Genomic DNA, 26,181 nt, shown 5'->3' with positions numbered 1-26,181 from the left:
TTTCTAAATTCTATTTATTCAAAAAATACGGTCTACGGTAACCAAAAATACCCTGTCGAAGGAGTTTACTCGCATCACCACTGCTTTGGCTTCCAAGCCCTGTAAGGACAAATTTCAGGCTGAAGCCAGAATCAAACACTGCTTCATCATTTGTAAGTGTTTGGTTTAAGTTTGTTTCAATTTGACGATTCGCAGTCACCTGAATAGCCCAACAACAAGACTGGTATTGAACACCAACAAAGGATTCAACACTTCTATTTGCCGTCATATCTCGGTGATAGCTTGCTACAAATTGCCAGTTATCGTCAATTGGTAAACTTGTAAAGAGACCGACTTGGTCAATTTCATAGTCTGAGACATCATTAACATAACGATGGTTCAATTGCACTAACTGCTTATCGTCACCTTTATAGTCCAAAGTAAAGTGAGACTGCACTAACTCTTTGCTATCCACATCATATTGCACCCCACCTGAGAGGTACCAGCGCTTATGCCAATGTAACATGGATTCAGCGGCAAATAGTGCATTATAGTTGGTATCATCAGTAAATAGCTGTTCAGAAGGCTTTACAGATGACTCAAGATAAATGATCTGACCTGCACTGAAGTTAAAGCGTTCGACATTACTGTTATCGAATACACGCGTGGTTGCACCCACGGTGAATTGATTGGCTTCTGCAATCCGGTCATAACCAGAGTAACGGCGTGCTCTAAACAGACCAATAAAGTCATCTTGTAACTTAGCGGTATCGTACCAGCCAATTTGGCTTTGTTCTCTGTGAGGTGTGTAAAGGTACTGAATTTGTGGCTCAAGCGTTTGCGTACCTTGTTCAAAAAAGAACTCGGTACTGCGTTCAAAATTCAGTTGTCCGTGTACCCTTAAACTAGGCAATGTACGCGTGACAGACTCCTCATACTCTGTATCAGGCATATCTATATTTTGTTCATAACGCGTGTGAAGTAGGCGTGCCTCGGAGGTAAATGACCAAGCGTAGTCGCTGCGTGAAAAAGACACGCGAGGCTCTAGGTGTAATCGCGACGCCTCTGAGATTGGCAAAGCATCATTTTGAAAATAGGCAAACTCACCCTCAAAGTCCCAATCAAGGCCAACAAGTTCATAGCTGTCCCGTGTACGGAAGCTAATTTGCGGTAGTGCAGTGTAGGATTCTCTGTGGTCACCCAACACTTCAAAATCTTGCAACTTTAAGTCGACTAACCAGTCTTCACCAAGGTAACTTAGACTGCCGGTGCGATATAACTGAGTGTCAGTTTCGTTGGCGTATTCGGATGTTAAGTCAGTGAGATAGTTATCGTCACTCACATTTGTAACATCAACAAACGCACGCCATTTATCACTTAAATAGCTTTTTTGTTGCCAATGCACTAAATAGCGATCGTCTAGCTGTGGCTCGGAATCATCCTTACTGAGGTATTCGACGCCAATTTTACCTTGATGTTGTTCAGTTAAATATCTGAACTCGGTAATAAGCTGAAATCCTTTATTAGCCATGTACCTTGGTGTTAGGGTCGCGTCGTAGTTAGGAGCTAGATTGAGATAATAAGGGGTGATCAGCTCCAAGCCAAACTTATTTGAGCTGGAAATTGTCGGTGTCAGCAGGCCAGATTTTCGTCTATCATCGATTGGAAACGTAAAGTAGGGTAAATAGATAATTGGCGTGTCCATAATTTTGAACACCGTATTATAGGTTTCACCCCAACCGTCTTCTCGAGAAAGTACAATACTGCTTGCCTCGATACTCCAAAATGGGTCATCAGCAGGACACGTGGTGAAGCTAGAGTTGTCGAGTGAAATTTTGCTGCCAGAGGCATGCAACTTTTCTGCACCACCGCGCCCCAGCTGGTCCGCTAATTCATATTCAGCACCAAGCAAGCTCACGGTGTTAGCATTTAAATCCGCGAATAGCCCATTGCTGTGAACTTTGGTAAATTGGTCACGATAGAGTAGCGGTCCAGAAGCGCTGAGCAGACCTTCTTTTTTATCGATTAGCGCACGTCTAGCTTCTAAGCTCATGGTTTCAGTGTTAATCACCACATTACCCGAAAACTCAGCACTATCAGTACCTTGTAGTTCTAAGTCATCGGCAACGATATCAATGGCATGTTTGGGCAGCGAGGCTAACGGCTTCCAGTTTTCTGGCTGCATATAGTCTTTACATTGTGCGGCGACAATGTTCGTATTAGCAAAAGCTGTAGAATGAATCGCGGATAATACAGCCAAGCCCCAAATTTTGCGCATTTAATAACCTATTAGCTGAGCATTTAATAATAAGCTCATCATGATAAATGAAAACTGTCGGAAATACAGTAGCATTTAAATATTTACAAGTAGAAGGTGTAATAGTTAATCCATGAATAGTCAAAACCAGCGCGTCGAGTTTATACAGCAAGCAATACATAGTGACGATTTTACGTGTGAGGCTATCACCTCGGATGCCAGTTTCCGGCGTTATTATCGCGTCAAACAACAAACGATGTCGTGGATCTTAATGGAGACACCGGTCGATAAACTCGATAATGCCCCTTTTATTGGTTTAAATACGGTGTTTGCAGAGCAAGACCTTAATGTGCCAGAAATTCTTGCGAGTAATGAAGAACAAGGGCTGTTACTGTTACAAGATTTAGGCTCTGAGCATTTGGCCGATAGGTTAGCATTGCCTTCTCGGCTAGAGGATTATCGTGCGTTGATAGCGCTTATTCCAGAAATAGCCAAAACACCAAAGAGTGAATGGATGAAGCCCTATGATGCTGAGTTCGTTGATATGGAACTTAATATCTTTTACGAGTGGCTTGTAACAAAATGGCTTGGTTTAACACCCACCGAATATCAACAAGTGCAATGGCATAATGTGAAGTTGAAACTCGTTGATGCGATGACTCGTCAGCCGCAGGTCACGATGCATCGAGATTTTCATAGCCGCAACCTGATATGTCATCAGTCTCAGTGGTATCTCATTGATTATCAGGATGCGGTACAAGGACCTGTCACTTATGATGCGGTTTCTCTGTTGCGGGATTGTTATACTCGTCTTGATGTACATGAGCTTACCGAGCTTCAGCAACATAGCTTTGGTTGTTTAAAAGCGGCAAATTTATTAGGCGACATGGATTTTAGCACCTATCAACATTACTTTGACTTAACGGGGATGCAAAGGCACCTTAAAGCTGCCGGGATTTTTACTCGCCTATTGCAGCGAGACGGCAAAGGCGGGTACTTAGAAAATATTTTGCCAACGTTACGCTACCTCGTTGAAGTAGCGAATAAGTATAAAGAATTTCAGTGGCTTGCAAGCTGGCTAGAGGATGACATAATGCCTCAAGCGCAGGCCAAATTAGGCACAAAATAGAAGTAACAATGAAAGCGATAATTTTATCTGCCGGTCGTGGTAAACGCATGATGCCACTGACTGCGAACCAACCAAAACCTATGCTTAACGTCGCAGGAAAACCACTACTTGAGCATCATATCGAGCGTTTAAAAGCGGCTGGGATCTGCGATATCGTGATAAATCTTGCATGGCAAGGTCAGGTGATAAAAGACTATTTCGGCAATGGTAGTCACTTCGGTGTCAATATAGAGTACAGTGATGAACCTGAGGGTGGATTAGAAACCGCAGGTGGAATCATTCAAGCACTGCCGATGTTATGTGAACAGGATGACAGCTTTATTGTACTCAATGGCGATATTTTTACGGACTATGATGTCAGCAGCCTAATGCAGTTACAGCTCGGCAGCACAGCAGAGGGCCATTGCGAGGCGCACATTGTGTTGGTTGAAAATCCCGAACATAATCCTGAAGGCGATTTTTGCCTTGCCCATCAACCGCTCAATCAGCAAAAGTATACCTTGTCTGGTATTGGCAAATATCACCAAAGTTTTTTTGCCGAGCTTGGGGCTGGCTTTATAAAACTAGGGCCGTTGCTGCGCAGTGGGCTTGAGCAGCATAAGGTTTCTACTGAACTGTATTTGGGCGCATGGGACGACATCGGCACGCCAGAGCGACTAAAAATGATCAACGAAAAGTTAGGATATAGCGATGTGGGGTAAATTATTAGGCACAATTTTCGGCTTTTTATTTGGTCGTTGGCTAGGTGCTATTTTAGGTTTTTATCTCGGCCATTTATTTGATAAAAGTTTGCGTCAGGATTTTGATAAAGTCGGTGGCTTTCAAGGTTTCATGAAAGGTGAAGATCTGCATGAGCGCCAAGCCTTGTTCTTTTCCAGCTGTTTTTCTGTGATGGGACATATTGCGAAGTCTAATGGTCGAGTCAGCGAAATCCACATTCAAGCTGCGTCTGCGTTTATGAGCGAAATGGGCTTGCAGGGTGAAGAGCGAAAAGAAGCACAACATGCGTTTACTGCGGGAAAAAGCAGTGACTTTTCGATAAAAGAAGCGGTTACCGATTTTAAAGAAGCTTTTGCCAGACGCTATGACTTGAGGCAGCTGTTTTTAGAGATTCAAATTCAAATGGCATTTTGTGATGGTCATGTGTCTGATGCGGAGAAGGCCTTACTTAAACAGGTGAGCAAGTATTTAGGCTTTGCAGAAACACACTTTTTATTCCTGCTAAAACGCTACCAAGCAGAATTTGAGTTTCGCCGCTCACAGGCGTCGGGGAGATCGCAACATCAACACCAGCAACAGGGCGGCCGTCAACCAGCATCACAAGATAATGGCTTAAACCGTGCTAAAGCCTTGGCTGTACTGGGATTGAGTGAAGAGGCAAATGAACGTGATATCAAAAAAGCTTACCGCAAACTGATGTCGCAGCATCACCCTGACAAATTGGTGTCTCAGGGATTACCTAAGCATATGATGGAAGTGGCAAAGCGTAAAAGCCAAGATATTCAGTCTGCCTATGAATATTTAAAAAAGAGCTAACCTGAAAAGCTATAAGACGCGTAAAAAGCCGAGTAACTCCTTTCTGAGCCTTTGATGTTGGAGTGGATCGGTTTTTTCTCCAAAAAGCTCCCGTTGGCGATAATCTAATTTACTGTTTTTTCTCGCCCAGCGCGCTCTGTCCGGCGTATTGTCGACCACGATAGGATTGTCAAAACTGTAGTAAACATCCAGTAAAGCAGGGCTTATCAGAGAAAGGTTGGATGCTAAGTGCTTTTGCCGCGTTGCATTAGGCAGTTGTGGGCTAACAACGGCAAAGGCATCGATACGTAGATTGGGCAGGGTAGCTAAGTGCTCACCGAATAAACCTGCGCTATTACCAAATGCGACAACCACCAACTTTTCTGTTTGAGTCATGGACAGGGTGTTGTAAAGCACCTCAAAGCGGCTGATCAGGGCCATTTTATATTCGTCGAGATTAGATTCTGAAATGGGTGCAAGCGTTTGCTGAGCCGGTTTTTCAGCATCGGGGAGCGCGATGTCTTGCTCTAGCAGACTCGGTGCATAAGAAAGGTCCGGCGGAGTAAGGGTATAGGTGTCGTAGCCATCATCGCTTAAGCGCTTTGCAAGAAAGCTTATGCCGCTGTTATTGAGCGGTGGAGTTTGCATGTCTGGTAATAAGATCACGATGCCTTCACGAGCAGCTGCCATATATTCTTGATGAAATACATAAAAGCTTTCGTTTTCGCTTTCCAGTTTCATCAGTTGCGATGGCTCGTAGAAGCGATTAGCGTCTTGCTGATAAAGAGAACCAAGTGGTGCTGCGTCAATATGTTCTGCTGCAAAAGTCGTCGCGGGTAAAGCGGTAACAAGTAATAAAAGCGTTCTGATGATCATGGTACAAGCGCGTAAAATATCATAATTGGTTATCGACCAGTTAAGTGAAAGCTTTAGCTGTCGCTATTTTTTAGCGTTTTAAGTTAAACTGCTCGGCAGTGGAAATGAAAGGAGAAATTTGTGCAGTATAAAGATAGCAAACGAGACTATCTCTTTATGTTTTTAAAAGGGGCCGGAATGGGGGCTGCGGATGTTGTCCCTGGCGTTTCTGGCGGTACTATCGCTTTTATTACCGGTATCTATGCACGTTTTTTAAATGCCATCAAAAGTGTGAACTTACAGGCTTTGAGCACATTGCGTCGTGACGGCCTAAAAGCAACGTGGCAGTACATTGATGGTAGCTTTTTACTGGCGGTATTTTCTGGTTTGCTCATCAGTGCAGCGTCTTTGGCGAAGGTGATCACTTATTTATTGGAAGCACACCAAACACTGGTATGGTCATTTTTCTTTGGTCTTATCGTCGCTTCTTTTATTTATGTTGCAAAACAGGTCTCTCATTGGAACGGCCAAAATATTATCGCCTGCGCAGTTGGTGCTGTCGTGGCCTTTGCTATTACTTCCCTTTCACCAGCTGAAGCACAAGCATCTCATTGGATGTTTTTTATCTCAGGTGCTATTGCCATTTGCGCGATGATCTTACCTGGGATCTCAGGGAGCTTTATTCTACTGTTATTGGGTATGTATGGCCATGTACTCAGTGCGGTGAACCAGCTTGAATTTGGCTTAGTGAGTCTATTCTTACTAGGTTGTATTGTGGGGTTAATGTCGTTTTCGCGTCTACTCAGCTGGCTATTGGCGCACTATCAGCAAGTAACGTTTTCGCTACTAGCTGGCTTTTTACTTGGCTCGCTTAATTTATTGTGGCCTTGGAAACAAGTGCTTACGACTTACGTGAATTCCAGTGGTATAGAAAAGCCATTGAGTCAGGCCAATATTTTGCCAGCACAATACAGTACGCTGTATGGTCAAGACCCGAATACGTTGGCATGTATTGCGCTTGCCATTGCAGGCCTTGCGCTGATCTTAACCATTGAAAAGATAAGCGAAAAATATTAATAACATAGACATCTAGAACAATAGATACGTGTTGAGCTTACGTGTCTATTGTTCTAAACCACCCAGTCACAGAAAGTCGCGGCGCTTTTGTAAATGGCGCGACGTAAGTCACAGAATGAATTTTACTTACATCAAAAACCACCAGTGAATTGAACTTAGGTGCATAACTTTTAGTGGGTGTGCCATCACGTTCAAAAAACTGCAGTAGCCCGCCCCAGTCAGGGTGCCAACTTTTGCTTAGGCTAAGTACATAGGCATAAACCCGGCCCTCAGCTTCAACAATATCATTATGTCGCGTTAAATACTGACCACCAATAAATCGTGTTGCTTGGGCAGAGGTACGGATAATGTTCTGTCCAGATATCGCGGAAAAGCAGGACTGTACAGCGCTACTATTGAGGTTATTGTAGAGCTTTTTCAGCGCCTCAGGGCTCGTCGATTCTATGGAGTGGCGGCCATACATAAAACCAACGCCACGTGATGCATAGCTATGTATATCTTCGAGCAAGGCTTGCTGCTCTTGCGGTGTTAAGGCAAGAATATCACTGTCTTTGACTGATTTTGCTGCCCCGTTATGAAAAAGTGCGAGTTGGTAGTCTAGGTTACAGAGGCACTCATGTAGTTGTTGAGCGTTTGTATCGTCTAGAATATTTTCAATCCGTGCAAAGCCTTCGTTGCTCAATTTTTGCTGTAATTCAATTTGTTGTTGCTGCGAAAGTTGAAGCATAAATACCTACTGCTGATGTATGGGCCTGTTTGTAATATTGTAAACAGCCTGCCTTAGACTTCAGTCCAATGCTGATTATTTTTTATCTATGCTAAAGTGAGTTTGGCTGAAATGCCATCCCTCTGCACTCATCGATAGGCAAAAAAATGAAAATCAATGGACTACTGCTATTCTGTTGCGCATGGGTCATATCCGTGATCCCATCACCAGCCTTGGCGGCTCAAGGCACTTTAGATCTTACCAGCTCGACACTCGGCTTGGTTTGTATTGTTGTCTTCGTTTTAGCATACGCACTTGTAATGCTCGAAGAAAAACTCCATATGCGAAAATCAAAGCCAGTGCTCGTGGCGGCAGGCGTCATTTGGCTCATGATTGGGGCGTATTACGTCAATCAGGGGCAACCCGATGTTACCGAGCATGCATTTCGGCACAATTTGTTAGAATTTGCGGAGCTGATGTTGTTCTTGCTGGTTGCGATGACTTATATCAACGCACTAGAGGAACGCCGCCTTTTTGATGCGCTACGAGCGTGGATGATCCAAAAGGGTTTTAGCTATAAGAATCTCTTTTGGATTACTGGGTTTTTATCCTTTTTTATCTCTCCAATTGCAGATAACCTAACCACAGCCTTACTGATGTGTGCTGTGGTGATGAAGGTGGCTGAAGGTGACAAAGAGTTTATCAATTTAAGCTGTATCAATATTGTGATAGCAGCCAATGCAGGCGGTGCATTCAGCCCCTTTGGTGACATTACCACTTTGATGGTATGGCAAGCTGGTATGGTACATTTCAGCGAATTTTTAGCGCTATTTGTTCCTTCACTGGTCAATTACATCGTACCAGCACTCGTAATGAGTTATTTTGTGGCGGATAGAAAGCCCAGTGCAGTTTACGAAAGAGTAGAGCTTAAACGCGGCGCTTTGAGAATTTTAACTTTGTTCCTACTGACTGTCGCAACCGCTGTGCTTTCACACAGCTTGCTGCATTTACCACCGGTTCTTGGCATGATGATGGGCTTGGGCTACCTACAGTTTTTTGGTTACTTCCTAAGAATGACATTGCCTGGGTCATTAGCAAGAAAGCGAGCGATGGCCGAGAGAGAAGGGGATCAAGAGCGTCTCGAGAAGTTAGGAAGTGTTGTGCCATTCGATGTCTTTAGCAAAGTTTCACGCGCTGAGTGGGATACTTTATTATTCTTCTACGGCATCGTTATGTGTGTTGGTGGTCTTGGGTTTCTCGGTTATTTAAGTTTAATGTCAGAGATATTATACGGTGAATGGTCTGCAACCTATGCCAACGTATTCTTAGGCATTATTTCTGCGGTCATCGATAACATTCCAGTGATGTTTGCCGTGCTGTCGATGCAACCTGAAATGTCACATGGCCATTGGTTGTTGATCACGCTTACGGCTGGGGTAGGGGGAAGTTTACTTTCTATTGGCTCTGCGGCAGGTGTTGCGCTTATGGGGCAAGCTAGAGGCTATTATACTTTTATGGGGCACTTAAAGTGGGCACCTGTGATCTTGCTTGGTTATATCGCGAGCATTTTATGTCACCTGTGGCTTAACGAATCTGCTTTTAGCGTGTTTGGCTAGCGCTTACACAAGGTGTAGTGAGAGTGAATAATCAATATGTGCTTCACTCTCACTGCTTTTATTGCTCGGCGAGGTAATGCCGATAACGTTGTACCCATTCCTGTGATACTGGTTTATCCATATTCAGCACTTTCTCTACTTCAGTAATGACAATTGCACCATGTATTTTTCCTACCATAACGGGCGTCGCAACATCAGTGTTTGGTTTGATGCTACCATTAATCACTTCCACGGCCGCTACTCCTAATTCCGTGGCGAGCATTCTATCTTCAACAGATGGTGCCCCACCTCGTTGAATATGGCCTAACACGCAAAGTGCACAATTGATATCGTCATTGCTATTTAACTCTGTCTTAAGCGCTTGAGCGCCGCCTGGCCATAAATTTTCGGCCAGTATTATCAAAAAGCTACCGTGTTGATGTTGCTGCTCTATGGCATTTTTGAGATGAGTTAAGACCTGAGAGGTATTCTCTGCCGTGCAATTTTCAAATGAAATGATAGCCTCAGCACCTGTCGCAATACCTACATGGTAAGCAATATGTCCGTTATGGCGACCCATCACCTCGGTGATAAAAACCCGTTCAAAGGCATTTGCGGTATCGCGGATTTTATCTATTGCAGAGGTGGCAGTATTGATGGCTGTGGAAAAACCAATGGTGTTGTCACATCCTGAAAGGTCGTTATCTATAGTACCGGGAATACCAATTAGCTGACCTTGCCAGTGAGCTGCCAGCGCCTGCATTCCCCTAAACGAGCCGTCACCACCAATCACAATAAGTACGTCAATATGGAGCTTTCTCAGGGCATTTGCTGCTTGCAGCACGCCTGAGGGTTCTAGCATCGCAGGGCAGCGGGCACTTTTTAGAATTGTGCCACCAAGTTGGGTGATATCGGTGACGGAAACCGCACTTAGCTCGGTGTACTCTTGATTAATTAGACCATTGTAACCATGAAAAAAGCCAAAGCACTGAAATCCAGACCTCAGGGCACTTAATGTGATAGCTCTAATCGCTGAGTTCATCCCCGGCGCATCACCGCCACTTGTCAATACTGCTATCCTTTTCGTCATGTCGTCACTCTAACATTGCTTGGTTATTCTTTTTGTATACTATCAGAGTGATTTGAAGACAAGTTGATCGACATTAAATATAGAGATTAAGTGCGAGGATATAGAAAGGTAAAACGGCATTTAGGTTTACCTAAATGCCGTTTTAATTAACGTTGCGTGACTTTGCTAGCAAGTTCTTCACGTTGTGCGGTCGGTAGGTTATCCACGACGATTTGATAAGAATCATCGATCATTTTCTTTATTTCGTCTTCTGGAATAGTGCCATCTAAGATGACTGTATTCCAAAGACGCTTATTCATGTGATAACCAGGCACAACAGACGAATACTTATCTCTAAGCAATAATGCTTCGTCAGGGTCGCATTTTACATTTAACCACCAAACAGGTTCACCATTTTCATTTACTTGCCCCTCTTTCCCCTCAGTCAGAGTTGCAAACATTTTATGTTGAACTTTGTACACATCTACGTCTTGCGCAAAAGGCTTAGTGATAAAGGTTGCAGGCTTGGCCTGCAAATATTCATGTACGCTTTTCTGATCCATAGCCCGTGTCCTTGAAGTAACAGTTAATACTACATGAGAGTAAGTTTAGCAGCTCTTGTGATAATACTGTAATCGTCTATCAGTAAAAACTATCAGAAAGTCTATACTATGGCGTTATAACGCAGACAATTATTGAATAACTGACCGTTTTATATCGGTTTAACTCACAGTTGACGATTAAAATAAGTACAGTGTGTAAAAGCACTAAAATTTCAGTCGTCTACAATATTAGAAAAGCTAACTTTTAATTTCCAGTTAAGGACAAAGTCTGCTCAACACAGTACGCTAAAAATACACTCATAACCTAAGTGGACTAAGCTAGGAAATCATTGGCATTTGACCGTAAAAAATTTCCCACTTGTCTCTATTTCCCAAATTAGGAAAGTTACGGCATAACACCCCTTGTGCAATGCTATACCTCTAAACAGTCCGCTATTAAATTAAATAATACAAAAATATGCAACAATAATTTCTTCATTGATTAAATATTGAACGTTGTGTAGACTCATCGCCCGCATTAGTAAATAGTATCGAAATGTGATGTTTCTTTCCCAATAAAGAATGTTTTAGTTTTCTTTTTGAATTAAAAAACCGAGGTGTATCAGTGGCTTTTGGAATTATTTCAGCTTTATGTGCGATGGCAATGTATCTTCAAACTCTGTGGACTGGAATGCCGAGAAAACGCTGGTTAAGTTTGGCTTTAGTGGCAGGTCCCGCGGCGCTGGTTCTTTTTCGAGTGCACTATCGCAGAGCGTGGATGCGTCGATGCGCAAATTTAGTTAGTTGGAAAGCATAAACGTAGTTAGGTCAAATGAAATAAGGCTATTGTACGAGCTGTAGGTTTGGTTTTTCACTCGGGGTGTGTTGCTTTAAAAATTGCTCAAATTCATTGCTTGAAAGCGGTTTTGAATAGTAATAGCCCTGAACTGTTTGGCAGTTTAACTGTTCTAAAATATTGAGTTGCTCTTCATTTTCAACACCTTCTGCGACAACATGAAGGTCTAAGTTGTGCGCGATAGTGACAATAGAGTCCACCATGTTTCTGCCGCGCTCGTTACCCATGTCATCGATAAATGCCTTATCGACCTTGAGTGTATTCAGTGGAAATTGCTTGAGATAAGCCAGTGATGAATAACCAGTACCAAAGTCATCCATGGCTAAGTGTATTCCTCTAGCACTGAGGGAGCGCATTATCGAAATTGCTTCTTTTGGATCGTCCATCACCGTTCCTTCTGTGATTTCTAACTCAAGAAAATAAGAAGGAAGTTGATTTTTTTGCAAGATAATGTCGATACGAGTGGTCAAATCCGGCAAGCTAAACTGTTTTGCTGATAAATTCACCGCAACTCTGCCATTAAACAATCCTTTATCAATCCAGCGCTTCACATCACGGCATGCTTTGTCTAAAACGACCTCTCCAATTTCGATGATCTGTCCAGTTTCTTCTGCGATGGGGATAAATACACCAGGACTTATCACCCCCTTTTTTGGGGTAATGAAACGTACTAACGCTTCCATACCAACCAGTTCGCCGGTTTTAATGTTCATTTTTGGCTGATAGTAGACAACAAAGTGATCCTCTTTGAGGCCATAACGCATTAAGTTTTCTATCTGCAGACGTTTAACCGCTTGCTCATTCATTGAATCATTAAAGAATAAATAATGGTTACCCTTTTGCTTGGCATGATACATAGCGGTATCTGCATTTTTCAGCAGGCTTTCAGGAGACTTACCATCTTCAGGGCATAGTACAATCCCAACAGAAGAGGTGATCACTAACTCGTGGTTAGCAATTTTAAAAGGCGTAGCAATCGCAGCTAGAAACTGTTTTGCAGTACGTGTAATAGTGTGAATATCATTGGTGCCTGAAATTACCAATGCAAACTCATCACCACCCAGCCGGTAAAAGGTATCTTGTTGGCGAGCAAGTTTATTTAGCCGCATTGCCAGTTTTGCTAGTAGCGTATCACCTAACTGGTGGCCCAGCGAATCGTTGATCTTTTTAAAGTTATCTAAGTCGAAGACAAGTAGGGCATGATGCGCCCCTTGTAACGATAGCTTTTGTAGATTGGTAAAGAACAGGTTGCGATTGGGGAGACCTGTCGTACGATCGCGATTTGATAAATTGTGGAGTTGTGATTCTGCTTTCTTACGTTCGGTTAAATCTGAGTAAACAACCACATAGTTGCTGATCTGGCCGTGATTATTTTTAATCTCGTCAATCGTAATTTCTATAGGCAAGAGTACGTCTGCTGCATTACGAAGTTTGAGTTCTTCTTGCCAATGCTCTGTTTGCTTTAGCTGAGCTTTTACTTGGGCGACAAACTTCTGATCATAACCCGGTAAGTTAAAGTGCTTATTCAGATAATGTTCCCGTTGACCACCAAATAGCTTCAAGTAGCTTGGATTTAGGTCGACTAAATTATAATGTTTGTCGTAAATTGCGATTGCGTCAGTAAGTGATTCAACACATTTTGCAAACAGATTTAACCTTTCTTCGGTACTCTTGAAGTGACTAATATCGCGAACCGTACCTGTCATTCTTAAGGGGTTGAGGTTGGCATCTTTCTCGATAATTTTGCCTCGGTCTAACACCCAATGATACTGACCTAGTTCATCTTTAATACGATAGCTTGCTTCAAAGAAAGGTGTCTTTTCTGCGAAATGCTGTTTCATCAGCTTTTCAACGATTAATAGGTCTTGCGGATGGATCCTATGCTGGTTGGGGATGATGCTGCCAGGCTTGGCAGAGTTCATGCCGTATTTGTCGTTGATCCGAACAATCTCACCTGATTGAATATTCCAGTCCCATAGTGTATCGCCACTGCCTTCAATCGTACTTTTAAATCGTTGTTCTGAGTGCTTAAGTTGAAGAGTGGACTTTTTGAGTTGGTGATTCGACCAAACTAAGTAAGGAATGCTGAGCAGAGCAATCACGCATGGTACAAGCCAGGCTAACTGGGCACCAGTTAATACACTTGCTTCACTGGCGTAAGTTATATGCGGAGTCAGTGATAAAAGTAGTGCATTGATTGTTATTGTTTTTATTTTTAGGCTCATATTATGCGTAATTCATAACTGCAATCTCTAATCTAAATCAAGCCATTGTAGTAGTCAAAAGGAAAACGTTGATTAAGGGTAAATTCAGGTTAATTGCGGTTTTTCACAACAGCGAAACAAAGTTTCAGATGAAATTCATTGCGCTAACGAATATGGTTGCGCATTTTTTGAGCTTCAGTTGAGACTTATATGGATGCGCTAGGTGAGGAAAGTCTTATTAGGTATCTGAAAACTTGATAAGCGCTCCTTGCTTACACTAAAGCATTAATTGCACTTTAAAATCAATCGTGGAGCATTTGGCTCTAGCATCTTATCTATATAGGCAAGGATGTCTTCTAGTTCCAAATCGGCCAAAGCCTGGATTAATCTTTGTTGCATATCAAACTGGTGAAAGTCATTGGTAATTGAAATCCACAAACGCTGCGCTCTTAGCCTCAGGTTTTTGTCTTGCTCCGAAATATGTAACAACAAGCTTTCTTTAGAGCGCTGCCAACTTTTCTCATCTAACTGATGTAATTGCTTTGCAAATTGTTTAAGAAATATAGCATGCCTTGTAAGTAGGTGCTTACTATCAAAGTTGGGGGATTGAATATAAAAAGCGATACCCGCACGTGTATTGAATGGTGCATATCCAGCGCCAACCAAATAACCAAGTTGTTCCTTCGTTCTTAACTGTTCAAAATAATCTTGATTTATGAGGTTATTAACCGCCATCATGGTGACTTTTTCTTCAACAGAATCGGTACGTGATTGAAAATATTCAATGAAGGCATAATCACTGCCTTCACGTTCGATATGTTGTTCCGTTAGTTGCGTCAACTCGTTTAAGGGACGTTTCAGATCTTCCAAGATTTCGCTGCTTGAAAACAGCCCGTGTACTGATGTTTTTAATTTTTCAGCATGTTTTAGTTGCCAATTACCATGCATAAAAGCTTTGACGTGAATGGCTGAAAAAAACTGCTTTCTGAATAATTGAAATTCGTTAAAGCTGGCACTTTTAAGTGCGCTGGCTAAATCTTCAGGACTTGGATTCCATGGCATCAAGTGAGCCCCAAGTCTGCTAAATAGTTCGCTCACTGGTTTATTCTTATTGTGATTTTTCCAGTGGCGGATAAGTTGCTTTTTATATTCTGCAAAGCGAGCTGCATGGATAGGTTGGTTCAGTAGCGCCTCGACTAGCTCTAAAACCAAGGTAATTTGATTACCTGTAAGTCCTGCAGTGTGCAGGGTTAAGCCTCCTTGATGAGAATTAATATGATAACTAAGGCCTGCCAATTCTGCGCTATAAAAACGCTCTGCAACAGCATCCATAAAGAGATCGGCAAACAGGCGAGATAGTGCCATATGTTTATGACAGGTGACGGACGGGGCGGAGTCTATTTCGAGATAAAAATGCCCCTTGGTAACTCTAAAAGTCAGATCTTGTTTAAACCAAAATTCAAATCCAGGCTGATCAGCAAGGCGGATCGGCGTATCTTGATCGCTCTCTACATCATGAAGTGGATTTTTCGCGCTAAGGTATGGATTAATCAATGGCAGTGACATTTGTGGCAAAGGCATATGCACATTATAAAGAGACTCAATCCAGTCTGTAGCTATCGGCGAGACACTATATGGCGTGTTGTACCACTTGGCCTTTTTATTTACCTCTACATTAGGGTGGATAAGCACAAGGCGCATATTGGTAGGGCACAAATGCATCAGTAGTTTTTCGTGTTGCTCTTGAGAAAAGCCATCCATGCGATAATCACCATAGAGAAAATCTTCTTCCTCATAGTGGTGCATATTAACGCTGATTGAATTTACCCAGTCTAACATGCGGCCAACTTCTTGGTTATCGAACGCGATATCCAGTAAAGTACTTTTGTCTTGGTAAAGGCGTGGTAGTGCGGCGGTATTTTGCTTAATTAATGCTATGTACTCGAACAGCATTTCCACTATGTCTTCATAGTATTCAATCCCTTCATCGGTAAGTGCAAAACTGATGTTAAAGTCTCTGAAATTACTACCCGTGATCCCACCACCAGCCGATAGTGCATTGATCCAACCTTGTGACTTGAGGATAGAGTACAGCGAGCCTTTACCTTCATACCCTAACAAATGGGCTAAAAAGCTCACACTCTTATGGCGGTATAAATCTGTAGGGTTGGGCATAGCAAAACTGACAATGAGTTTTTGCATATGCTTTCGGGGTTTGATTTTTAACTCTAATTGCAAGTCGCATTCACGATACATCGGAACTTGTATCGCTGGTTTTTCTTCTTTGGAGCCAATTATTTTCGCAAACGGTAAACTGTAGGATTCCAAGGCTGTCAACGGTTGTGGTCCGGCAACAACTAGTGTCATCCACTGAGCTTTATAATACTTATTAAAAAATGTGCGTAATTCACGGGCTATATTGCCATTACGATCCGCGAGAGTGTCTCGCGTACCAACAGAAAACTTGGCGAATGGGTGTTTAGGATTGATGGTTTCTTTATGAACTTGATAGATGCGACGGCCATCATCTTTGACTTTCATTTTAAACTCAGCGTCAATCGCCTCTCGTTCTTTTTCTGTGTCGCTATCACTCAATAAAGGAGATACAAAGAATTGGCTAAAACGCGCTAATGCTTCATCTAATCGTTCGGCGTCACAGTCAAAGTAATAGCTTGAATGCTCAGTACCTGTCCATGCGTTGCTTTGACCACCATATTGACTAATAAATTGCGAAAAACCACCTGAATCAGGGTGCTCAGTAGTACCAAGAAACAGCATATGCTCCAAAAAGTGCGCCATCCCTTGACGTGCTTCGGGGTCGTCAAAGTGGCCGACGTTAACTGTTAACGAAACGGCGCACTTGGCGGTTGAATCATCATTAATCAGCAAGGCTCTAAGACCATTGTCCAGTGTTAGTAATTGGTACTGCCGACTATCATTATTACTCAGTTTCAATATGCTGCTGCCGATAAATTAGTTAAAAGATAACTGAAGGTAATTAGAATTTCATTTCATGTTAATCCTTCATTTGTTTTAATATAGCGAACAAACCAGTGAGATAGCTACCGGTTTAGAAGAAAATAATATCCAGCTGCATATATTGAGAAGTCAGCAAGCATAAGATCCTCTGTTGTGAGTGGTACAAAAGGGAAAGACCATTAGCGACAATAGTTTAAATGCGGATCTCATCGCGCTTAAGTAAATATATGTAGGATGATATAAATAGAAGGTGCTGAACAGTATGAAGACTATCTTAATAATGCGTCATGGTGAGGCTGAACCTATGCAGGCTGATGATGCGAGTAGAAACTTAACCGAGCAGGGGCTAAAGCAAGCCAAGGATATGGGTCAGTGGTTGAAACAGTACTTTGAGATAGATGCTGCGCTTGTAAGCCCCTTCGTCAGAGCACAACAAACAGCGGAGCAAGTACTTGCACCTCAAACTCCCAAATTTATTGAAACCTGTTCAGACATAGTGCCGAGTGGTTCAGCACACACAGCTATCGATTATCTAGAAACGCTTATGTCTATGTATCCCGTATATCAAACTTGGATTTTGGTTGCACATATGCCGATTGTCAGCTATTTAGTCGATCGTTTGTGTCCTGATACGATGCCTATCTTCTCGACTGCTTCTGTAGCTATAATTGAATACAATGAACAGACTGGACGCGCCGAATTTACATCAATGCAGTTACCTTAAGCTTTTTATTCATAATTGGCATAGAAAGGCTAAAACTTCCCTTTAATCGGTCTAATGTCCTCTTTTTAATTTTGTTTGAACTTTATCATTACACCGGTGTCATATCATTGGCATTGCAATCATGGTTTCCGATATGGCCAATACGTTTGTTTGGGCGCAAATTTGTATTGTTTAGGTAACCGGCACAGTTTCGACCACTGTGTTATGGTTCTGTTATCGGTAAAGGTGGTTTTTTGGAACTTATATACTATTAAGTTTAAAGGACAATTGTCCGCTTTTTTGTGTTTTTTGTTGCTAAATGTTGTAAACTGTCAGCTAACGTCGCTGAAAGTTGCAAAAAAATTGATTTTTTAGTTCGGTTTATAAAGCAAAGTAGAAATTACCTGCTATAATTACCGCCGTCTCGTTCAGCCTTACAAAGTTGTATCGCACTCTCGACTGTAAGGTCCGCGTTATTATATTCAAATCGCGAAAAATTGAACGTTCACGCCTAAGTGAAACGGCGCCCAAATTTTAAACCGTTGAACAAAGAGTGCACTAAAAGGTCGAAAACCAACATGAAAGCAATGAAAAGATCTACGTTAGCTACCCTTATTAATGCTACGTTGTTCTCTGCTGTGGCAGGTACTTCATTTTCTGCACTTGCTGAAGAAGAGCAAGCCAAAAAAAATCAACTAGAAGTTATTCAAATCACCGCACGTAAACGTGTTGAAAACGCACAAGAAGTACCTGTGTCTGTTTCAGCGCTCCAAGGTGATAACTTGAATGCTTACAGCTCAGCGGGTATGGACATTCGCTTTATGAATGCGAAGATCCCAAGTTTATCGGTAGAATCTTCGTTTGGTCGTACTTTCCCACGTTTTTACGTACGTGGATTAGGTAACACAGACTTCGATCTAAATGCTTCTCAACCTGTATCTTTGGTTGTTGATGAAGTGGTTCAAGAAAACCCTATTCTAAAAGGCTTCCCTGTATTCGATATTGCACGTATTGAAGTATTACGAGGTCCTCAGGGCACGCTATTTGGTCGCAATACGCCAGCAGGTCTTGTTAAATTTGACACAGTTAGACCAAGCCAAGAGTTTGATGGCTATGCTGCTGTTTCTTATGGTAGCCGCGGTGCGGTAGACTTTGAAGGCGCAGTAGGCGGCTCAGTAACTGATCGTATATCAACGCGTATTTCTGCATTGTGGCAGGAACAAGAAGACTATATCGATGTAAAAGCGCCAGGCTTCGAAAAAGAAGATTCTCTAGGTGGTTACAGCGAGCAAGCCGTTCGTGTTCAATTCCTATATGAAGGCGATGATTTTAACGGCCTACTTAACTACCACTACCGTGATTTAGATGGTCGTCCAATTGCATTTCGCGCAAATTTAATTGAAGCTGGCACAAACAACATTAACCCATTGTATGACAACGATGTGGTATATCACGATGCAGCCTCTCGCTCAACGCAACAGGTTGAAACTCAAGGTTTGAGTCTAAAGCTTGAGTGGGATTTACCTGAGCATACTGTAACGTCAATTACTGCTTGGGAAAGTGCTGAAATCTATTCTCGTGCAGACGTTGACGGTGGTTACGGCCCAAATAATGCTGGCGTTTCAGGTCCTGGTTTGATTATTTTCACTTCTGAAACAGCTGATGTTATTCCTGAGCACAACCAGTATACGCAAGAACTTCGTTTATCAAGCAACTTTTCAGGCGACTATAACTATCAGGTAGGTCTCTTCTTATTTGAAGAAGATCTCATGATTGAAAGCTATAGCTTCGATACGAATGGCTATGATGCTGCGTATGCCCAGTATGGCGTGCAAAACGGTTACGCTTACCAAGATCAAGATACATCAGCATGGGCGGTATTCGGCTCTTTTGATTACACCGTATCTGATGACTTAAAAGTAACAGCTGGTTTGCGTTATTCTGACGATGAGAAAGAGTTTTACGCTAAACGTACTAAAAACCCAACACCTTGGAATGGCTCTCCTGATGTACTTGATGGTACCGCTAACCCAAGCGATAGCCATGTAAGCTGGGATTTAAGTGCCACTTACAAGCTAACTGATGACGTAAACTTGTTTGGTCGTCTTGCTAACGGCTTCCGTGCTCCAAGTGTTCAAGGCCGTATTTTGTTCGGTGATGAAGTAACTGTTGCTAAGTCAGAAACTACCAACTCGATTGAAGCTGGTATTAAGTCAGACGTACTTGATGGCCAAGGTCGTGTAAACGCGACGGTATTCTACTATCAGATGGACGACCAACAGCTAACGGCTGTAGGTGGCGGCTCAAACTTCAACCGCTTAGTGAATGCTGATAAAACAACAGGTTATGGTTTCGAACTTGATACAGAGTGGGTGTTAACGGATGAGCTAAATGCAACGTTTAACCTAAGCTACAACAAAACTGAGCTTGAAGATAAAAACCTTGCAGTTCAGGTTTGTGCTCAATGTACCGTCACAAACACAGTTAACGGTCAGGGCCTAGCAGTACTTGATGGTAACAGCCTACCTCACGCTCCTGAGTGGATTGCAAACGCAACACTTCGCTACACCAAAGAGTTAGAAGATGGCGAGTTCTTTGTATATGGTGATATGTCTTACCGTAGTGAAGTAGACTTCTTCTTATACAAATCAGTAGAATTTGAAGGCGAAGCGTTGTTTGAAACAGGTCTTCGTGCTGGTTATATGTGGTCTGAAGGCGATAACGAATATGAAGTATCTGCTTTTGTTCGTAATCTATTTGACGAGCAAGTGGTTATCGGTGGTGTAGATTTCAATAACAACACCGGTATGCTAAATGAAGCGCGCTTCATTGGTGCTGAATTCAAGGTGAAATTCTTCTAATTCACGCTACAGTGATTATAATAGAGTATCTAAAGCCCGCATTAAGCGGGCTTTTTAATGAAATTTTTATGTTAGGAGTGGATATGTCAGGTTTTTGGAATTATCGAGTGATATATTGTGAAGCAACAAAAGACGAAGCGGCTTTATATCAAATCCATGAAGTGGAATATAACTTAAATGGTAAGGTAACGAATTGGTCTGAAACGGGGGCTGCACCCTTTGGTCGTTCGATGGAAGAGTTGCAAGCGGACGCTGATAGACTGAAGTCAGCTTTCGATAAGCCAGTTCTAAAAGTGATTAGACAGCCACGAGGCTATACATTAGTTGAAGTTGATAGCGGTGAAGAAGCCACAGCTGAGATCAATGGTTAATTAATACAACCAATTTAAGGAGTGTAAATGCGTTTTCAGGCAGTTTTATTTGATTTTGACGGTACATTAGTTGACTCAGAAGCACTCCATTACCAAAGTTGGATGAAGGTGTTAGCCCCGTATCAGATTACTTATACGGAGCATGACTTTTGTGATGAGTTTTCGGGTGTACCAACGCTTAAAGCCGCGCATATACTCAAAGAAAGACACCAACTTGCGCCTTCTGCCCGCGATTTATGTGATGAAAAAAATGTCGTCTTTGTCGCAACCGCTGCGGAAGTACTCCCTAGATTGATGCATTTTGCAAAGCAAGTCGTTGAATTAACCTCAATGCGTTGTCCAATCGCACTCGTGACAGGAAGTAGCAAAGCGGAAGCGCTTCCTGTTTTACAACACTATCGGTTATTAGAGTTATTTTCTGTCATTGTGTGCAAAGACGATGTCGAACAGCCGAAGCCTCATCCAGAACCTTATCGCAAGGCGCTCGCTGCGCTAAACATTGCGCCACACGAAGCGGTGGCAATAGAAGACACCTGCACAGGACTAACCTCCGCCAAGGAAGCTGGGTTAACTGCGGTTGTCGTACCAAATATACACTCTAATAAACAAGATTTAAGTCTTGCCGATCATTCATTTATCGATCTCGAAGCGGTTTTTGACTGGCTTTGCCCTGAAAGGTAATAGCAATTGGTATAAACAGGGACTGTTAGTCAAAGCTATTCGATTTTACAAACGTCGATTCTTATGCAATCTTTAAGCATGAAATTTGTTAATTTTTGATATCAGTGACTCTAAACGGCTCAAGAGTATGCCAATCGGTATTAGTACAGGGCACTGGTCTTAACTATCCACTGCAAAGGATTATGCTATGCGATATGTACCATTCTTGTTCTGTCTATTATTAGGTTTTTCCAATCTCCTTTATGGAAATGAAACCCACACAAAAATCCAGCTCGCTTCGGTATATCAAGGCGACGAAGATATTTCTAATTATCTTGTTAGTGAAAAATTCGATGGTGTTAGGGCCATTTGGGATGGCTCAAAACTGCGTACGCGTGGCGGTCACTTAATTAAGGCGCCAGACTGGTTTACGCAAGGGCTACCTGATACATGGTTAGACGGTGAGTTGTGGGCTGGGTACAATAACTTCGCTTTTGTGAGCGCGATAGCAAGACGCCATTCGCCTAATAATGAACACTGGCGTCAAGTGACTTATTATGTATTTGATGCGCCAAATTCTACAGAAATATTCTCTCAGCGTCATGAGCGTTACTTAAGCCTACTAAGCCATATTGAGTTATCACACATTAAACCCGTCAAGCAGCTATCATTTGGCTCCGTTGATGAGCTAAACGACTATTATCATGGTGTCTTAAAGCGAGGCGGTGAAGGGGTTATTTTGCATGCTAAAAATGCAAAGCACGAAGATGGAAGAACAACCAACGTATTAAAATACAAGCCGTACCTTGATGACGAAGCCATCGTGATTAAGCATTTACCCGGTAAGGGAAAGTACCAAGGGATGATGGGATCGCTATTGGTGAGAGATGAACAAGGTATGGAGTTTAAAGTTGGGTCGGGGTTTAGCGACGAAGAGCGCGCATCACCACCACCGATTGGTAGCCAAATTACCTATCGATATCAAGGATATACTAAGTTTGGTAAACCGCGTTTCGCGCGATTTTTAAGAGTAAGGCCAAAATTATAGAATGGCACTACTGCTGCAAAGAAAACTTAGGGATTTTTAGACGCTAGCGAGCACTACGGCTCGCTATCAAAAGTGCAATGGAGTTATTCTGCACGGCCCATGAACTTAGATTCAGCAGTGTTGATCTTAATTTTGTCACCGCTTGAAATATGCTCAGGAACTTGAACAACAAGGCCTGTCGTTAATGTCGCTGGCTTTGTTCTCGCGCTAGCAGATGCGCCCTTGATTGAAGGAGAGGTATCTTCAATGACAAGCTCTACGCTGGAAGGCAAGTCGATAGAAACAGGCATGCCTTGAACTACGACGATAGATAAACCTTTAGTTGATTCATCGATAAATAGCAATTGCTCAGCAATAGACTCTTTATTTAGGTGGTATGGCGTGTAATCTTCATCATCCATAAACACATATTCATCACCATCTACATATGAAAGCATTGCAGGGCGGCGGTTAAGATCTGCAAGTGTCAGCATCTCTTCCGCTTTAAAAGTTTCATCTACTTTAGAGTTATCTACTACATCGTACATACGCATACGGTATAGGCTACCACCAGCGCGACCTTGTGGTACTGAGCGCTCAATGTCACGAACAATCATTACGCGGCCGTTATACTCGATCGCGGCATGTTTTTTTATTTCACTTGCCTTTGGCATAGCTTAATTCCTAATACAAATAAAGTTGGCACAATATAATCATTTTTCGGCTTTTTGGCGAGTTTCAAAACTCATTCTAAGCTTTAAATACCGTATAAAGTCGTCATTTCTGAGTACTTGATCCCAAAGTGCTGGTCAAACCAACGGTTGATATAATCATGCTCGGGCTCAAGCTTGGCACAGCGTAGAATATTTTCACCTTTATTGGTGCCAAGTGCCTGTCCACAGTAATTTTGCTTCCAAGTCAGCGTAAGATCTTGAGAGAACTTTTTGAGTAATTCGTCAAAGGTCTTTTCTGTTATCTGTGAAAGATTAAGAAAGTCGGGAGACAGCGGGGTGATATCAAGTTGCTCAAAATCAGCCTGATGTGCACGTGTTTTATTATGCTTACTATCGCTTGCACTGCCTTTGATATAACGATGGGCTAAACTCGCCTCATAATTAACATTGATATCAAATTTCTCATCATAGATGGTCACCGGATAAGTAAATTCTCGTGTGACTTCGACAGTGTGTGTGTTATCTGAATTATTTGGGTCTGGTCGTTCAACTTCCTGCTGATAATGCTTACGCTGAATATATTGGTTGCTATTGCGGTAATAGTCCGCATCAACGTATAGTTCTAATGAAAGCTGTTTACTGCCTTCGCTATCAAACCAGAGGCTATTATTAAATGCCGTATTTAGGCTTGAGATAAATGCACTGTATTGTCCTCTGATTGAGTTGCCAAAGCGCAAGCCAATATCAACACGATCTCTTATGTTCATTGCAAAATAACGACTTTTATCTTGGTTATCTACACGTAAACGTTTTGGAGTTTGCCACGCTAAACAGTATTTTTCCGTAAAACTTTTTAAATAGAAGCGCTGTCCGCTGACTTGTCCTGCAATTTCATCACACTTTTTCTGCGCTTGCGTTCTTAGCGTGTCATAGTGGGTGCTCATGGCGCTTGCTAATTGCGCATTGCTGATCAGATGGCGATAATTATGTTCAAACAGCTTAAACTTGTCGGGATAGGGCGTGTTTGATAGCGAGCGGGCTTCGTCGAGTAGCCATTGCCTCACGTAATCCAGCTCTTCTCTTTGAGTATTTGCCATTGCGCCATTCGGTTTCATTTGCCATTGAGCTTGGTTTTTTACGATTTCTTCTAGCCTAGTTGCAGCTGCGGTGTAGTTATTTGCCAAACGCAGCATACGGACATCGATAAGACCTTTATCTATAAGCTTATCTCGCGCCAGTGTTAAACCTTGTTTCGCTTCAAGATCCTCAGGGTCTTCCGCGAGTGCTTGTGAATAGTATTCAGCAGCTTGGCGGTACATTCCTGCTTCGTAAAGTTTATTACCTTTATAAACCAGCGATTTACAGCCGCTAATAGCAGCCAATATTGCAATGATGATGGCGGTTTTCTTGATCATAATATCATTCCATTCGCGCAAAAAGTTCCATAAGCACAGTTATTGATTTTAGTATCCATTCGCTTCAATTACAGGCGCACCCGTTCCAAAGCTTTTAACTGGCTTATAATACAGGGTTCTGGCGAAATCTACATCACTGAATTGTTAAGATTTTGTTTTGGGAGGTATTGAATCATTATGCTCAACGTAGCCTAAAAGTTCAGCTGCTTAAGTAAGAACCAAGCTCACAAACTACAGCATTTTCCCTTCATCACACCCGAAAAACATAACAGCTCGGCGGGTGAACCACCTCCCACAAAGCTGTCTGCAATGCTAATTAGGAGGCTATGCTGATAGTTTTTGTAACCCTTGCAAACAGCTTCACCGTAAAAATCGTAGACGATCTCACAAGCAACTTATTCCCCCCCTCCATCACACCCGAAAAGCATAAGCCGATATGCAATGTGCCGACAGGATGTCGGCCAAGTCTTGTCAGGCACAAGGACGTGCCTTACAAGACGGTTGCACTATATCGGCTTAGGATTTGAGGATTAAGTGTGATGTTGGGGCGACGTTTTCTTGGTTCGCTCGATCGCGTCGTTTCAAAAGAATGAACGAGGAGCGCATGGATGCGCTTTGATATTAAACATGGAGGTTTATGTTGCTAACGGCTGGTAGCTCGAAATTTACCGTAAAGTCAGCCCGTCCTCCTGACAGGTTTCGACGCCCATCCATGGGCTACGACTATCTTTTCTTTGCTTGCCCAAAGAAAAGGTAGCAAAAGAAAGGGCACTCCCAACATCACTCTGACTCCTCAAGTAAATTGCCAATATGAACGTCACCGCTGTGTAAGGGACATCCCTGTCCCTGTCACAGCTTTTCACGCATCCATGCGTTGAAATGACTCATTGGCAATTTACTTTCGGGTGTGATGAGGGAGACACAAGGCGCTGATAAATTCTTGTGGTGCTTGTAAGCGACTTAGCTGCTTCAGGAGATAAAACCAGAACTAACAGACAGCGCGATTTCCCCTCCATCACACCCGAAAAGCATACGCCGATATGCAATGTGCCGACAGGATGTCGGCCAAGTCTTGTCAGGCACAAGGACGTGCCTTACAAGACGGTTGCACTATGTCGGCTTAGGATTTGAGGATTGAGTGTGATGCTGGGGCGACGTTTTCTTGGTTCGTTCTTTTTCGTCGTTTAAAAAGAATGAACGAGGAGCGCATGGATGCGCTTTGATATAAGCCAAGGAGGGTAAAGCTAATATGTCCTCCTGACTAGTTTCGACGCCCATCCATGGGCTACGACATACTTTTCTTTGATGCCCAAAGAACAAGTATGCAAAAGAAAGGGCACTCCCAACATCACACTGACTCCTCAAGTAAATTGCCAATATGAACGTCACCGCGGTGTAAGGGACATCCCTATCCCTGTCACAGCTTTTCACGCATCCATGCGTTGAAATGACTCATTGGTAATTTACTTTCGGGTGTGATGAGGGAGACACAAGGCGCTGATAGTTTTGTTTGGTGCTTGTAGGAAAATTAGCTGCTTTTGAGAGAAAAACTAGAACTTGCAGTCAATACTAATCCCCCTTTACCACACCCGAAAAACATAACAGCTCGGCGGGTAAACCACCTCCCACAAAACAATTTAGACTGTTAATTAGGAATTCACACCGATCGTTTTTGTGGTGCTTGTAAGCAACTTAATCATAAAAGCC

19 protein-coding genes are annotated in these 26,181 nt (G+C 42.6%); 10 read left to right on the top strand and 9 right to left on the bottom strand.

Going from position 1 to position 26,181, the window contains the following annotated elements; all coding sequences use genetic code 11:
- Nucleotides 1–10 precede the first annotated feature (10 nt).
- The gene (gene lptD / locus QSH61_RS14935; protein ID WP_206472154.1) at nt 11–2,257 is read right to left on the bottom strand and encodes an LPS assembly protein LptD; all 2,247 of its coding nucleotides are present in this window, start codon (nt 2,255–2,257) and stop codon (nt 11–13) included.
- A 112-nt stretch (nt 2,258–2,369) separates the two neighbouring features.
- Here lptD and QSH61_RS14930 point away from each other — a divergent pair, with 112 nt between their 5' ends.
- The 3 genes from QSH61_RS14930 to djlA are packed head-to-tail and all read left to right on the top strand — an operon-like array spanning nt 2,370 to nt 4,901.
- On the top strand, nt 2,370–3,365 hold the full coding sequence (locus QSH61_RS14930; RefSeq protein ID WP_206472155.1) for an aminoglycoside phosphotransferase family protein: 996 nt from the start codon (nt 2,370–2,372) through the stop codon (nt 3,363–3,365).
- A gap of 8 nt (nt 3,366–3,373) precedes the next feature.
- Complete coding sequence (gene murU, locus QSH61_RS14925; RefSeq protein ID WP_174169785.1) at nt 3,374–4,066, top strand: N-acetylmuramate alpha-1-phosphate uridylyltransferase MurU; 693 nt, start codon at nt 3,374–3,376, stop codon at nt 4,064–4,066.
- Nucleotides 4,056–4,901, top strand: coding sequence for a co-chaperone DjlA (gene djlA, locus QSH61_RS14920; protein ID WP_174169786.1), 846 nt, complete (start codon nt 4,056–4,058; stop codon nt 4,899–4,901). Before murU ends, djlA begins: the two co-directional genes overlap by 11 nt.
- 9 nt (nt 4,902–4,910) lie before the next feature.
- Here the strand turns inward: djlA and QSH61_RS14915 are convergent, their stop codons facing one another.
- Entirely contained in the window at nt 4,911–5,756 is an 846-nt protein-coding gene (locus tag QSH61_RS14915; protein ID WP_174169787.1) for a DUF3530 family protein, read from the bottom strand.
- Nucleotides 5,757–5,876: 120 nt separating this feature from the next.
- On the opposite strand from QSH61_RS14915, the gene QSH61_RS14910 reads away from it, so the two are divergent.
- The gene (locus QSH61_RS14910) at nt 5,877–6,812 is read left to right on the top strand and encodes a polyprenyl-phosphate transporter (protein WP_010606014.1); all 936 of its coding nucleotides are present in this window, start codon (nt 5,877–5,879) and stop codon (nt 6,810–6,812) included.
- A gap of 37 nt (nt 6,813–6,849) precedes the next feature.
- Here the strand turns inward: QSH61_RS14910 and QSH61_RS14905 are convergent, their stop codons facing one another.
- Nucleotides 6,850–7,539 (bottom strand): 2OG-Fe(II) oxygenase family protein, encoded by a 690-nt coding sequence (locus QSH61_RS14905; protein ID WP_174169788.1) that lies wholly within the window; start codon nt 7,537–7,539, stop codon nt 6,850–6,852.
- Nucleotides 7,540–7,685: 146 nt separating this feature from the next.
- On the opposite strand from QSH61_RS14905, the gene nhaD reads away from it, so the two are divergent.
- On the top strand, nt 7,686–9,134 hold the full coding sequence (gene nhaD / locus QSH61_RS14900; RefSeq protein WP_029215836.1) for a sodium:proton antiporter NhaD: 1,449 nt from the start codon (nt 7,686–7,688) through the stop codon (nt 9,132–9,134).
- Between the two features lie 58 nt (nt 9,135–9,192).
- Here nhaD and QSH61_RS14895 read toward each other — a convergent pair whose 3' ends face one another.
- From QSH61_RS14895 to QSH61_RS14880, 4 genes are all read right to left on the bottom strand, one after another.
- Nucleotides 9,193–10,203, bottom strand: coding sequence for an ATP-dependent 6-phosphofructokinase (locus tag QSH61_RS14895; protein WP_174169789.1), 1,011 nt, complete (start codon nt 10,201–10,203; stop codon nt 9,193–9,195).
- Nucleotides 10,204–10,349: 146 nt separating this feature from the next.
- On the bottom strand, nt 10,350–10,745 hold the full coding sequence (locus tag QSH61_RS14890; protein ID WP_010606018.1) for an MmcQ/YjbR family DNA-binding protein: 396 nt from the start codon (nt 10,743–10,745) through the stop codon (nt 10,350–10,352).
- 822 nt (nt 10,746–11,567) lie between these two features.
- The gene (locus QSH61_RS14885; protein ID WP_174169790.1) at nt 11,568–13,805 is read right to left on the bottom strand and encodes a putative bifunctional diguanylate cyclase/phosphodiesterase; all 2,238 of its coding nucleotides are present in this window, start codon (nt 13,803–13,805) and stop codon (nt 11,568–11,570) included.
- Nucleotides 13,806–14,069: 264 nt separating this feature from the next.
- Entirely contained in the window at nt 14,070–16,739 is a 2,670-nt protein-coding gene (locus QSH61_RS14880; RefSeq protein WP_206472156.1) for an insulinase family protein, read from the bottom strand.
- A 286-nt stretch (nt 16,740–17,025) separates the two neighbouring features.
- On the opposite strand from QSH61_RS14880, the gene sixA reads away from it, so the two are divergent.
- From sixA to QSH61_RS14855, 5 genes are all read left to right on the top strand, one after another.
- A complete protein-coding gene (gene sixA, locus QSH61_RS14875; RefSeq protein ID WP_206472157.1) occupies nt 17,026–17,487 on the top strand; it encodes a phosphohistidine phosphatase SixA in 462 nt (153 codons plus the stop codon).
- A 557-nt stretch (nt 17,488–18,044) separates the two neighbouring features.
- Nucleotides 18,045–20,327: a TonB-dependent receptor gene (locus QSH61_RS14870; RefSeq protein ID WP_206472158.1), complete on the top strand. Its 2,283-nt coding sequence runs from the start codon at nt 18,045–18,047 to the stop codon at nt 20,325–20,327.
- Nucleotides 20,328–20,410: 83 nt separating this feature from the next.
- Nucleotides 20,411–20,698 (top strand): hypothetical protein, encoded by a 288-nt coding sequence (locus QSH61_RS14865; RefSeq protein WP_206472159.1) that lies wholly within the window; start codon nt 20,411–20,413, stop codon nt 20,696–20,698.
- A gap of 27 nt (nt 20,699–20,725) precedes the next feature.
- The gene (locus QSH61_RS14860) at nt 20,726–21,379 is read left to right on the top strand and encodes an HAD family hydrolase (RefSeq protein ID WP_010606024.1); all 654 of its coding nucleotides are present in this window, start codon (nt 20,726–20,728) and stop codon (nt 21,377–21,379) included.
- 187 nt (nt 21,380–21,566) lie between these two features.
- Nucleotides 21,567–22,406 (top strand): DNA ligase, encoded by an 840-nt coding sequence (locus QSH61_RS14855; protein WP_174169793.1) that lies wholly within the window; start codon nt 21,567–21,569, stop codon nt 22,404–22,406.
- An 83-nt stretch (nt 22,407–22,489) separates the two neighbouring features.
- Here the strand turns inward: QSH61_RS14855 and efpL are convergent, their stop codons facing one another.
- Nucleotides 22,490–23,059, bottom strand: a complete 570-nt coding sequence (efpL, locus tag QSH61_RS14850) for an elongation factor P-like protein EfpL (RefSeq protein ID WP_010606026.1) — start codon at nt 23,057–23,059, stop codon at nt 22,490–22,492.
- A gap of 83 nt (nt 23,060–23,142) precedes the next feature.
- Nucleotides 23,143–24,474, bottom strand: a complete 1,332-nt coding sequence (locus tag QSH61_RS14845) for a tetratricopeptide repeat protein (RefSeq protein ID WP_206472160.1) — start codon at nt 24,472–24,474, stop codon at nt 23,143–23,145.
- Nucleotides 24,475–26,181 lie beyond the last annotated feature (1,707 nt).

This window comes from Pseudoalteromonas sp. JC3, from assembly GCF_030291895.1.
Taxonomy (GTDB): Bacteria; Pseudomonadota; Gammaproteobacteria; order Enterobacterales; family Alteromonadaceae; genus Pseudoalteromonas.
Note: the sequence above shows the minus strand (reverse complement) of the source record. Positions and strands in the feature narration are given on the sequence as shown.